At 37.4% G+C, this 13,058-nt stretch carries 10 protein-coding genes; 8 read left to right on the forward strand and 2 right to left on the reverse strand.

Annotation, left to right across the window (positions count from 1 at the left end; all coding sequences use genetic code 11):
• The first annotated feature begins 4 nt into the window (after positions 1 to 4).
• The 7 genes from spx (at position 5) to HOY35_RS09300 (ending at position 8,110) form a co-directional block, all read left to right on the forward strand.
• Positions 5 to 409: a transcriptional regulator Spx gene (gene spx / locus HOY35_RS09270; protein WP_172212686.1), complete on the forward strand. Its 405-nt coding sequence runs from the start codon at positions 5 to 7 to the stop codon at positions 407 to 409.
• 114 nt (positions 410 to 523) lie between these two features.
• Positions 524 to 1,768 carry a chloride channel protein gene (locus HOY35_RS09275; RefSeq protein WP_172212684.1) on the forward strand — a complete coding sequence of 415 codons (1,245 nt, stop codon included), beginning with the start codon at positions 524 to 526 and terminating at the stop codon, positions 1,766 to 1,768.
• 109 nt (positions 1,769 to 1,877) lie between these two features.
• Positions 1,878 to 2,555 (forward strand): Bax inhibitor-1/YccA family protein, encoded by a 678-nt coding sequence (locus HOY35_RS09280; protein ID WP_172212682.1) that lies wholly within the window; start codon positions 1,878 to 1,880, stop codon positions 2,553 to 2,555.
• 161 nt (positions 2,556 to 2,716) lie between these two features.
• Positions 2,717 to 3,097 (forward strand): MerR family transcriptional regulator, encoded by a 381-nt coding sequence (locus HOY35_RS09285; RefSeq protein WP_172212680.1) that lies wholly within the window; start codon positions 2,717 to 2,719, stop codon positions 3,095 to 3,097.
• A 34-nt stretch (positions 3,098 to 3,131) separates the two neighbouring features.
• On the forward strand, positions 3,132 to 4,475 hold the full coding sequence (gene glnA, locus HOY35_RS09290) for a type I glutamate--ammonia ligase (RefSeq protein WP_172212678.1): 1,344 nt from the start codon (positions 3,132 to 3,134) through the stop codon (positions 4,473 to 4,475).
• A gap of 235 nt (positions 4,476 to 4,710) precedes the next feature.
• Positions 4,711 to 6,819 (forward strand): glutamine synthetase III, encoded by a 2,109-nt coding sequence (locus tag HOY35_RS09295; protein WP_172212676.1) that lies wholly within the window; start codon positions 4,711 to 4,713, stop codon positions 6,817 to 6,819.
• 415 nt (positions 6,820 to 7,234) lie between these two features.
• A complete protein-coding gene (locus tag HOY35_RS09300; RefSeq protein ID WP_172212674.1) occupies positions 7,235 to 8,110 on the forward strand; it encodes a helix-turn-helix domain-containing protein in 876 nt (291 codons plus the stop codon).
• Between the two features lie 67 nt (positions 8,111 to 8,177).
• Here the strand turns inward: HOY35_RS09300 and pflB are convergent, their stop codons facing one another.
• Complete coding sequence (gene pflB, locus HOY35_RS09305; protein WP_172212672.1) at positions 8,178 to 10,481, reverse strand: formate C-acetyltransferase; 2,304 nt, start codon at positions 10,479 to 10,481, stop codon at positions 8,178 to 8,180.
• A 385-nt stretch (positions 10,482 to 10,866) separates the two neighbouring features.
• On the opposite strand from pflB, the gene dinB reads away from it, so the two are divergent.
• Positions 10,867 to 11,967, forward strand: a complete 1,101-nt coding sequence (gene dinB, locus HOY35_RS09310; RefSeq protein ID WP_172212670.1) for a DNA polymerase IV — start codon at positions 10,867 to 10,869, stop codon at positions 11,965 to 11,967.
• Positions 11,968 to 12,054: 87 nt separating this feature from the next.
• Here the strand turns inward: dinB and HOY35_RS09315 are convergent, their stop codons facing one another.
• The gene (locus tag HOY35_RS09315; protein ID WP_172212660.1) at positions 12,055 to 12,999 is read right to left on the reverse strand and encodes a dihydroorotate oxidase; all 945 of its coding nucleotides are present in this window, start codon (positions 12,997 to 12,999) and stop codon (positions 12,055 to 12,057) included.
• Positions 13,000 to 13,058 lie beyond the last annotated feature (59 nt).

A 13,058-nucleotide genomic window follows, 5' to 3' on the forward strand; every position in this document is an offset into this window, starting at 1 on the left:
AATTATGATTACATTATTTATTTCTCCGAGCTGTACTTCCTGTCGGAAAGCAAAGCGTTGGTTTGAACAGTTTGGCATTCCTTATAAAGAGCGGAATATGTTTTCTAATCCATTAACAATTGATGAATTAAAGCAATTATTGGCGATGACTGAAAATGGAACAGAGGACTTGATTTCAACGCGTTCCAAAGTATTTCAAAATATTGATGTTGATTTTGATGATTTGACAATTACACAATTACTTGAAATTGTTGAAAAAAATCCCAGTATATTGCGTCGTCCCTTGATTATGGATGACAAACGTCTGCAGATTGGCTTTAACGAGGATGAAATACGCACCTTTTTACCTAGAAATATTCGCAAAATGGAAATGAAAGATGCTCAGCTAAAAGCAGAAACAGGCTTATAATTATCAGTTAGATAAATGATCGCTAGACTGCAAAATGTTTATTCATATATTAAATTAAGATGCTTGAGTCTGAAGATTTAAGCATCTGCTTTTTTGTAATTTTAGGAGAATGAAATGAAGAAGATTGCCTATTTTATCGATTATTTTATCAAATGGACTTTGATTGGTTCTTTAATTGGTATCCTAGTGGGTGTATTGTCAGCACTTTTTTTAATGGCTCTAGTCCTAGTGACAAATTTTAGATTAGCGCATAATTGGGTTATATTTTTATTGCCAATTGTTGGTCTCTCCTCAATCTTTGCCTATCAGCATTTTGGTCAAAATGCGAGCAAGGGGAATAATTTAGTCATTGCCCAAGGTCAGGGAGGAAGCGAAAATATTCCAATTCGTTTGATTCCCCTTGTTTTTATCGCGACTGTGATGGCTCATCTTACGGGAGCATCTGTTGGTCGAGAGGGTACTGCTGTTCAAATGGGTGGCGCTCTTGCAGATTGCTTGCAGCGGTTGCTTAAATTAGAAAAAAATAACCGTAAAATATTGATTACTGCAGGAATGGGTGCAGGCTTTAGCGCTATTTTTGGGACACCAATTGCAGGTAGTATCTTTGCCTTGGAGGTGCTGGTGGCTGGCAAGCTGGAAACAAAGAGCTTGTACCCTGTTTTTTTATCAGGCATTATTGCCGACCAAGTTGCTAGATTGTTCCCGATTCATCACTCAAGCTTTACTGTCAATCAAATACCAGAGCTTTCTCTTTTGCTCCTAATTAAACTATTCATTGCTGGCCTGTGCTTTGGTCTTGTCGGTGGACTTTTTGCGAGGCTGATTGCATTATTAAAAAGTAGACTTAAAGAAAAGGTAAATCAACCCTATTTAGTAATTTTTTTAGGTAGCATTATCATTATTGCCTTTGCTTATTTTATGACAACAAGATATTTAGGTCTAAGCCTGCCAATTCTTGAAGATGCTTTTTCGGGTAATAGTCATTGGTATGATTTTATTGGCAAGTTTTTATTAACTGTTTTCAGCTTGGGTATTGGTTTTCAAGGTGGAGAAGTGACACCTCTATTTGAAATTGGTGCTAGCTTAGGTGCAAGCCTTTCACCATTGTTGCACCTTCCTTTGACCTTTATTGTTGCCCTAGGCTATATCAGCGTTTTTGCTGCAGCAACGAATACCCCAATTGCTTGTTTATTAATGGGTATTGAATTATTTGGTGGTGATTTAGCAGTGCCTCTCTTTTTTGTAATTGTGATTAGTTTTATTTTTTCAGGTAAAAGTGGCATTTATAGTGCACAGCTTAGCTCAGAATTGCTTGAAGAAGAGTCAACGCCCTTTCTTCAGCGTTTTTTTAGAAATTAATTTTTCATTTCAGACTTTAGAATGAAGCATTTTTTTGAATATTATGATATATTTACTACTAAGCTTAAATTTAATATTTGTTGTTACAATCTAAGGAGGAAGTATTATAATGAATGGCACAACAGTTAAAAATTTCACATTAACAGAATTTTTTGGTCGAATATATGCATTAGTTGGAATGGGGATTGGTGTTTCAGCCGTTGTTTCTTTTTTAATGTTGACTGTTTTTCAAGAAAATTTACGTAGCATGGCTGCTGGCTCCACCATACCGTTATTCATTGCTTGGATAGTACAAATTGCGCTAGTCGTTTGGCTATCTCGTTCATCAATTCGTGAAAGCGGCCTTGCGCTACCGGGATTCTTTGCCTACTCGGCCTTGAACGGGTTTACCTTAAGCTTCACGCTTGCTTACTATAACGTTGGTTCAATTGCGCAGGCCTTCCTTGTTTCAGCAATAATGTTCTTTGCAATGGCTGCCTTTGGTGTTAAAACAAAACGAGATCTTTCAGCAATGGGTAAAGCACTCAGAGCTGCGTTGATTGGTCTAATCGTCGCAATCGTTGTTAATATTTTCTTTAGAAGCTCAACGATTGATTTTGGCTTGAGCATTATCTCAGTTCTGATTTTTTCTGGTCTAATTGCTTATGAAAATCAATTAATTGTCAAAGTTTATCAACAAAATAACGGCGATGTGCGTGAGGGCTGGGCAATTGCAATGGCATTAAGCCTATACTTAGATTTTATCAACCTATTTATCTCAATTTTACGTATAACCTCGCGTGACTAATTTTTATAGACTGGAACAGCTTTTATAGTGTTCCAGCTTTTTTTTGTATTTGTGTGAGAAAAACTGACACATGTGCAGAAATATGTCATAAAAAGTAACATTTGCCCTTGACCCTCTCAAAAATTTCAGATAAAATATATAACAAGCAAGGAGGAGGTTGGATGAAAGAGAAAGAACTTCGACGCTCAATGTCTGTGTTTCCAATTGGAACAGTAATGAAGCTGACTGATTTATCTGCAAGACAAATTCGCTATTATGAAGAACAGGATTTAATTCATCCTGAGAGAAGTGAAGGGAATCGCCGTCTTTATTCACTTAGAGATATTGATGTCCTGCTTGAGATAAAGGATTACGTAGCAGATGGCTTAAATATGGCTGGCATTAAACGATTGTATGAAATGCGTGAGATTGAAGCTAAGGAAAATTCAAATGCTAATCATCCAATGACCGATGAGGAGGTTCGCCGTATTTTACGGGAAGAATTACTTAGTCAGGGTGGTCTGGCACCAAAAGACAGATTCTCTTCAATGAGGCGTCGTTAATTTTAAAAATAGAGATAAAGGTGGTAATAAGTCAATGGCGACGAAACATAGCTATACATCAGAGGACATTAAACAGATTGTTGACGATGAAAATGTTCGTTATTTGCGGTTAATGTTCACTGATATTTTAGGCATTGTAAAAAATGTTGAAGTACCAATTTCACAACTGGGTAAGGTATTGGATAATCAGATGATGTTTGACGGCTCATCAATTGAGGGATTTGTCAGAATTGAAGAATCCGATATGTATCTTTACCCAGATTTATCGACTTGGATGATTTTTCCATGGGAAGCGGAGCATGGAAAAGTAGCCCGTTTAATTTGTGATATTTATAATCCTGATGGTACCCCATTTGCTGGTGATCCACGTGGTAATTTAAAGCGTCAGTTAGAGCAGATGAAAGAGGCTGGTTTTGATGCCTTTAATCTAGGACCAGAGCCAGAATTTTTCTTATTTAAGCTAGATGATGATGGTAATCCAACGTTAGAGGTTAATGATAATGGTGGATATTTTGATTTAGCTCCTACCGATTCAGGTGAAAATTGTCGACGGGAAATTGTACTTGAATTAGAAAATCTTGGCTTTGAAATTGAGGCCTCTCACCATGAAGTAGCAATTGGCCAGCATGAGATTGACTTTAAGTATACAGATGTAATCCATGCCTGTGATAATATTCAAACCTTTAAGCTGGTTGTTAAGACGATTGCTAGAAAGTACGGCTTGCATGCAACCTTTATGCCGAAGCCGTTACAAGGTATCAACGGCAACGGTATGCATTGCAATATGTCATTATTTAAAGATGGCAAGAATGTTTTCTTTGATGAAGAAGGACCAATGCAGCTTTCTGAGACTGCTTATCAGTTCTTGGCAGGCTTGATTAGGCACGCTCGTGGCTATACTGCAATAACCAATCCAACGATTAATTCATACAAACGATTAGTTCCTGGTTACGAAGCCCCGGTCTATGTTGCTTGGGCAGGTCGGAATCGTTCACCGTTGATTAGAGTTCCAGAATCACGTGGTCTGTCTACTCGTTTAGAGCTGCGTTCGGTAGATCCTGCGGCGAATCCATATCTAGCCCTATCTGCATTATTAGCGGCTGGCTTAGATGGTGTGCTTAATAATTTAGAAGCACCAGCAGCAGTTGAGCGCAATATTTATGCAATGTCAGAAGAGGAGCGCCATGCAGTCGGGATTGATGATTTACCGTCAACCTTACATAACGCTGTCAAGGAATTACGTCGGGATGATGTAATTAAAGATGCGCTAGGTACGCATATTTATCCAAGTTTCCTAGAGGCTAAAACATTAGAATGGGCTTCATATGCACAATCTGTTTCAGTTTGGGAAATCGAGAATTATTTAAATTTATATTAACTATGTTTAAAGTTATTGGATTGCTAAAGCTGTCATTCAAACAGTTTTAGCAAGACAATAATTTGATATTTCAATTAATAATAATTGAAAATTTTGTAGTAAAACCTGTGTTTTTTAAAACACGAACATTGCCCAAATAATCAGAAAATTCGGTCATATTTGAATTGTATTTGATGAAAGGGAATAGTATTATTTGTAGCGTTAAAACCTAATTTTTAGATAATGGGAGAGTATTATGACAGAAAAAATTGATGTACCGTCAATCTTTGCGGAGGATGTATTTACAGATGCAGTAATGCAACAGCGACTACCAAAAAGTGCTTATAAGCAGTACAAAAAAACAATTCAAGAGGGTAGTGATTTAGATTTAGCAACCGCTGATATCATTGCAAATGAGATTAAAGAATGGGCAGTTGAAAAGGGTGCAACGCACTTTGCGCATCTATTCCAACCCTTAACAGGGGTAACTGCTGAAAAGCAGGATGCCTTTATTACTGCACCAACGCCTGACGGTCGTGTTTTAACCGCATTTTCCGGTAAAGAGCTGGTTAAAGGTGAACCAGACGGTTCTTCCTTCCCTTCTGGAGGCTTGCGTGCAACTTTTGAAGCACGTGGTTATACAGTTTGGGATATTACCTCACCAGTCTTTGTACGTCATGATGCAGCTGGTACAACTTTATTGATTCCTACTGCATTTTATTCTTATACAGGCGAAGCATTAGACCAAAAAGCACCGTTGCTACGTTCAATGCAAGTTATTAGTGATTCTTCAGTTCGTTTACTAAAAGCGTTTGGTAAGGATGCAAAACGGGTAACGCCATCTGTTGGACCAGAGCAGGAATATTTCTTAGTTGACACTGACAAGTTTGCACAGCGTAAAGATTTAATCTATGCTGGTCGTACCTTATTTGGTGCCCCTGCACCAAAGGGTCAAGAGTTAGATGACCATTACTTCGGGACGATTCGCCAACGTGTTGCTGGTTATATGAAAAATGTTAATGAAGAGCTTTGGAAGGTTGGAGTAACCGCTAAAACTCAACATAATGAGGTTGCCCCTGCCCAGCATGAAATTGCCCCTATCTATGCTGATGCTAATGTTGCTGTTGATCATAATCAAATTGTAATGCAAACTTTAAAGCGTGTTGCTTGTCAGCATGGTATGAAGGCCTTATTACATGAAAAGCCCTTTGCAGGCGTTAATGGCTCAGGTAAGCATAACAACTGGTCATTAGTGACTAATACAGGTGAAAACTTACTTGAACCTGGTGATACACCGCACGCTAACAAGCAATTTTTGGTTGTCTTGGTATCAATTCTTAAAGCTGTTGATAAATATGCAGGCTTGCTACGTGCCTCAGCAGCTGATCCAGGTAACGACCATCGCTTAGGAGCTAACGAAGCCCCACCAGCAATTATTTCTGTTTTCTTAGGCTCTCAGTTAGATGATGTTATCAATCAGTATATTGAAAAGGGTGTTGCTTCAACTTCTATTGAAGGTGGTGTCTTGACAACAGGATCGACAGCCTTAAGTGATATTTCAAAGGATGCGACAGACCGTAACCGTACATCACCATTTGCCTTTACAGGTAATAAATTTGAATTTCGTATGGTAGGTTCGCGTGATTCAATCGCTGGACCAAATATCGTTTTAAATACAATTGTTGCTGAGGCCTTTGATGAAGCAGCGGAACGTCTTGAAAATGCTAAGGACTTTAATAAAGAAGTTGATGCTTTGATAGCAGAGCTTGCTAAGGCGCATCAAAGAATCATCTTTAATGGTGACGGTTATTCGGATGAATGGGTTGCTGAGGCTGCAAAACGTGGCTTGCCAAATCTTAAAAATATGGTTGAGGCGACAGAGGTAATGTCTTCACCAGAGGTTGTTAATCTATATAGCAAGTACGGTGTCTTGTCACCAACAGAGCTACAGGCACGTGAAGAAGTTCGCTACGAAAACTATTCTAAGGTAATTAATATCGAAGCCTTGACGATGATTGACATGGCCTCAAAACAAATCCTACCAGCGATTGTTAAGTATACTAAAACATTAGCTGATACGATTGTGGCAGTTAAGGCTGCAGGAGCAGATGCTAGTGTTCAAACAGAGCTTTTAGCAGAAGTGACTTCACATTTGCGCACTGCTAAGGATGCTTTAGCCAATCTTGAAACAATTGTAGCGAAGGCGGCAGAGAAGGAAGAAGGAAAAGAACAAGCGCTTTACTTCCACGAAGTTGTTTTCAATGCAATGAATGAGCTTAGAGCACCGGTTGATGCCCTAGAAGTGATTGTTGATAAGGAAGCTTGGCCAATGCCTTCTTATGGCGATTTATTATTTGAAGTTTAATTTTAAAATTTAAGAATGATGCCATTTAGCGATTTATTTTGCTGAATGGCGTTTTTTGCCATGAATTTTATTTGCTTATGTTGAAACTTTGTAGTTCTTGAGCTAGATTATTAAAAAATTGGTTCACTACGTTCTTCCGACTTTTCTCACAAAAATGGTATTTTGTTAAAATCGCAAAATCTTTCATTTTTGTGAAGTGGTTCATTAAAGCGACTAAAGGGTGCTTTAAAAACTTGAGTCAAAGGCACAAAGAATGGTAGTTATTAATATAAGATGATGTTCGGAAGTTTAGGGTTAAATGCTTGTGATATCAAGCTTGCAACTTAAAGTTGACAAGAAAATTTAAGTTGCAAACGAAAGTTGGCAGTATTTTTTTAATCGCTCTGTATAATATAAATAAAGGAGGTAGATTAAAATGTTTAGTGAAAATTTGCAAAATCTACGTAAGATGAAGAGTATTACCCAAGAAGAGCTGGCAGAAAAATTAGATGTTTCTCGTCAGGCGGTTTCAAAATGGGAGTCAGGTAATGGTTATCCGGAAATGAATAAGCTGGTATTGCTGGCTGAAATTTTTGGTTGTAGTCTTGATCGTTTGATTAATGATAAGATTGTAGTGGACACAATAGAAGAAAAGCAGAACTATAATCAATTATATAATCGTTTTAGTATAGCGATTTCTGGTGCGATTGCTATGATCTTAGCAGGGACAACTGGTTTAATTTTTCTTTCAAATTATGGTGAGCGCTTTGCGATTTTTGGCGTGATTGTTCTACTTGTCAGTGTACTTTTAGCGGTGCCATTATTTATTTATTTTGGCTTAGAAATGGAAAGCTTTAAAAAAGCAAATAAGCAAATTGCAAATGTATATTCAGAGGATGAGGTTAGGAATTATAACAAAGTTTTTGTGATTTTACTATGCACAGGTATTGCTCTGATTTTAATTGGTGTGACAATATTGGTTGCACTTTATGGACTAGAACTCGTTGATGAAAATAGCACAATCCCTGTAGGCTTGTTATTAGTGTTTGTGACGATTGGGACTCCGATGATTGTCTATGCAGGGATTCAAAAGGCTAAGTATGATATTGAGGCTTATAACAAAGAAGCAATTCGTACAAAGAATGATGAATTAATTGGAAAAATATCAGGTGTGATTATGCTTTCAGCAACCGCATTATTTTTAATTGCTGGCTTTTTATTTAATAAATGGGGAACGGCATGGGTAGTTTTTCCGATAGGTGGTATTTTATGTGGCATTGTAGGCACGATTTTCGATAAAAATAGTAATTAGCTTTAATTGTTACGGTCTAAAAAAGCGTATCTCAGCAATTGAGATACGCTTTTTTAGTATTAATAAACTAGTCTTGAGATAACACTTCGTGGAAGACACGTTGTGTTAATTCAGTTTTTTGTTCCTTAGTAAGATATTTAGTATTGACACAGTAGCCAGAGATACGAACAATGACGTCTTCACCGGCCATGATTTTTTCATACACATCTTTAAGGTCCATTACGTTAAGGTTAACGTGTTGTCCACCGTCTCTGAAGTAGCCATCTAAAATATCAACCAAGTTAGCAACCTGTTCATCACGCGTTTTACCTAGTGCACGTGGTGATACTTGAGTTGTCAATGAAATACCATCATTGGCGTGCTTGAATTCTAGCTTAGATAATGAACGTAGGTTTTGTAACCAGCCACCCTTAGCCTTGTTAGATGGATTTGCACCCGGTGCGAAGTATTCTAATTCAGAAGTGTTCGTTGAGCCATCTTCATTTAAGAATACGCCACGGTGAACTGGTGAGTTACCAGTTTGTTTAGAGTAAGCAACGTTTGAAGTGATTGTTAATAATGAAACGGTTGCTTCTGCATTCTTATAAAGCTTATGGCTAGAAAGTTTATTGTGGAACATTTCCATAACCATTTGAGCGATTGCATCTACACGGTCATCATCTTCACCAAAGCGAGGATATTCGCCTTCAGTCTTATAATCGTAGATATAGCCATTTTCATCACGAATTGGTGTCACTTTTGCATATTTGATAGCTGATAATGAATCAACCGTATTGGCAAAGCCACAGATACCAAAGCCCATATTAGCACGTTGTAATGTTGGTAGGAAGGCCATTTGAACTGCTTCGTAGTTATATTTATCAGTCATGTAGTGAATGATATTCAAGGCATCTACATAAGTATCAGTTAACCAAGTCAATGATTTATCGAAGTTTGCTAAAACATTTTCATAAGATAAAACGTCATCTTTAACTGCTTCGATGTCGAAAACCTTATAATCACGATGAACATCATCAAATCCGCCGTTAAGACCTGTTAATAATGCTTTCAATACGTTAACACGAGCGCCGAAGTATTGAATGTTATGACGTTGGTTTTTGTTTTCAGGATCAAGTGGTGATACGCAACAAGAGATACAGCTCATTTCGCCATAACCATCTTTTGCCATTGTTTCTACACCTTCGTATTGGATAGATGAATGCTTATGACTCATATCCATACAGTAGCGTTTGAATGAATATGGTAATTTTTCATCCCATAAAACAGTTAGGTTTGGTTCTGGCGCATTACCAATATTATCTAATGTATTTAAGAAACGGTAGTCCATCTTAGTAACACGGTGGCGACCGTCGTTACCTAAACCACCCATAGAGGTTGTGATAAAGGTTGGATCACCTGAGTATAATGCATCATAAGCTTTAGCGCGTGCAAATTTTACGGTACGTAATTTCAAAACGAAATCATCAATAAATTCTTGAATTTCTGATTCAGTATAAACCCCTTCAGCTAAGTCGCGTTCAGCAAAGATGTCCAACACGATAGGTACACGACCAAGAGAAGTTGCAGCACCGTTGATAACACGGCAGACTGCCATAAAAGCGATGTTTGTCCATTGAACTGCTTCTTTAGTATCGAAGGCTGGACGACGTACATCAACACCGTAAGCGTCTCCTAAATTAATAACTTGTTGTAGGGCTTGGATTTGCATTGAAACTTCTTCACGCAAGCGAATTGTTTCTTCGTCAATTGATGAAGAAAGATATTTTTCGCCATCAGCAATTTTTTCTTTGATTAGGTAATCTGCACCATATAATGCTAAACGTGCATAAACACCAATGATACGGCCACGAGAATAGGCGTCAGGTAAGCCGGTAACTGTATGTGCATGACGAGCGCGACGAATATTACTAGTATAAGCACGGAAAATACCATCATTTACTGTTGTTACATGATTTGTGTAAATATCGTGCATCAAAGGATCAACTTCATAGCCATTTTCTTTAAGAATTGTTTCGGCAACACGAACGCCACCCTTTGGCATGAAGCTTAAACGGAATAGCTCAGAGTTTTGAATTCCGAAGATTAATTCGTTGTCTTGATCGATGTAGCCCGCTGGAATTTTATCAATAGAAGCTGCACGATCGTTATCCATTGGAAAACGAGTGTCTTCATAATGTGCTTTCGTTTCTTCGATAATTTTTTTAATTTTTAATGAACGTTCTGTTGGTCCAGCAAGGAAGCTTTCATCACCATCATATGGATTGTAATTATCTTGCACAAAATTACTAATTGATGCAGATGCTTTCCAATCTTCACCTTTAAAACCATGCCAAGCTTTTTCATAAACATCTTTTAATACTTCAGTTTTCATTGATTAGTCTCCTTCACGTTTTAAAAAAAGGTTTACTGTTTCATTTACAAGATAACTATACCATATAGAAATCGCTTCCACAAGCTATAACAGCGTTTCATCAGCTTTTCTCTTATATAACAGAACGTTTAAAATCAAAAACTGTTACATTAATGGGACGATAACAATCTTTGTGATGTGAAAAATGTTAGAAAAGGTTTACATTATGCGAAAATTATTGAGCAATCACAAAGAATTATTTAATAGAATATTGAAACAGTCATTCGAAAAATAAAGCTTATTATTTCTTAAACATTAAATTAATAAAACTAGCGATAATCTTATTTCAAAAAAATTGAAATAGGATTATAATATAAATAGCTAATATGTGATTAAGGAGTAGTTTATGCTAATTTTTCCTTTAAATAATGATGTTTCAAGAAAAATACTTCATATTGATATGGATGCCTTTTTTGCTTCAGTTGAAATGAGAGATAATCCAGATTTAAAGCATAAAGCGGTTGTGATTGCACGTCACCCTAAAGAAACTGGTGGTCGTGGGGTTGTTTCAACAGCTAATTATAAAGCGAGAGAGTATGGCATCCATTCGGCTATGAGTGCTTCTGAGGCATATGAGCTCTGTCCGAATGCCGTTTTTATTGCTGGCGATTACCAAAAATATAGGCACGTTTCTCAGCAGGTTCGTCAAATTTTCCAACGATATACTGACATTATTGAGCCCTTATCAATTGATGAGGCGTATTTAGATGTAACGAAAAATAAAATTGATTCTAATTCTGCGATTAAAATTGCTAAAATGATTCAGCATGATATTTGGAATGAGGTACATCTGACCTGCTCAGCAGGTGTTTCTTATAATAAGTTTTTGGCGAAGCTTGGCTCAGATTACGAAAAGCCGCGTGGCTTGACAGTTATTACACCAGAAACAGCCCAAGCCTTTTTGTGCCAACTGCCTATTGAGAAGTTTTATGGGATTGGTAAAAAGAGTGTTGAGCATTTTCATCGTTTGGGTATCTATAGGGGAGAGGAACTGCTTAAAGTCTCTGAAATGGACTTAATTAATGATTTTGGCAAGATGGGCTATTCTCTATACCGTAAGGTTAGAGGTGTACATAATGCGCCGGTTGAGGTTGTTAGGGTGCGTAAGTCAATTGGTAAGGAAAATACCTATGGTACGCCCCTAGTCACTGAAGAACAGGTGAATTCAGAATTACAGAAGTTTTCTGATAAAATTTCAAATATTTTATCAGAGAAAAGACAATATGGTCAAACGGTTGTCATCAAAGTTAGAACAAAGAGTTTTGCAACAAAAACGAAGCGAATAAGTACGGATTTAAAAATTTTTCAGGCAAGAGATATTTTATATTTTGCTGAAAGTCTTTTCCAAGAGGTTGGCGGTTTAGATGAAGGGATTCGTTTACTTGGAGTAACGGTGACCGGTTTGTTTTCTCTGGAAATTGAACAATTAGAGCTGGATTTATGGTAATTTTTGCTTAGCGTGAATTTTAAAAGCGACAGCTGCATTGAACATGCAGCTGTCGCTTAGTGATTATGCTCAACTGAGCAGTAATGCTTAGTCGATGGCTTTTAATTTACCTCTAAATTCATCAATTGATTGGTAGCCTTTTTCAGTCATGATTTCAAGTAATTCTTTTTGGATACGGTCAAAAACAGCTAGCCCCTCTTTTTCAAGCTGAGTGCCGATTTGAAGCATTGTTGCACCACAGAGCAGGTGTTCATAAGCATCTTGACCATTCAAAATACCGCCAGTACCAATGATTTGAATATCATCTCTTAAGCGTGTATAAAAGGCGCGAACATTGGCTAACGCAGTTGGTTTGACATATTCACCACCAATACCGCCAAAGCCAGCCTTAGGTTTAATGACGACTGTATCCGTTTTGGCATCAATATAGAGACCATTACCAATTGAATTAATTGAGTTGATAAATTTAATCGGAAATTGATTTAGAATTTTTGCCATTTGATCAAAATGTAGTAAATCAAAATAGGGCGGCAGTTTAACGCCAAACGGCTTGGTATAAAAGGCTGTAATTTCGCTTAATAAGCGGTGTGTATCTTCGAAATCATAGGCCATTTGTGGTTTACCGGGTACATTTGGACAGGAAAGATTTAGCTCAACAAGTCCATTGTAGTCAGAATTTTGAATGGTACGCATATTTTCGACATATTCATGAAAGCCTTCATAGCTCGCAACAGATAAAACAAAGGCTTTATCGGGTGCTGCTTGTTGACGACGAATGGCATCATCCAGATAATAATCAAGTCCATTATTTGGTAGCCCCATCGAATTAATAGAGCCAAAATCAAGATTGAGGTAGCGAGGCTCAGGATTACCTGCACGTGCTGCTTTTGTTGCGGACTTAGTGACAAAACTGCCAGCAGCAGAGTGTGCAAGACCATCAATATCTTGAATTGACATACAATGCACACCTGAAGCATTCATAAATGGATTTTCAAAGGTATGGCTGTGAAATTTAGTTGTTAATGTTGGCATTTTTTCTCCTTATTAGTAAAAGCTGAAGTCTTGAGTAATAGAAAGAATTGTTTAAGCGA

It is taken from the genome of Enterococcus sp. MMGLQ5-1 (assembly GCF_013155265.1).
GTDB lineage: Bacteria > Bacillota > Bacilli > Lactobacillales > Streptococcaceae > MMGLQ5-1.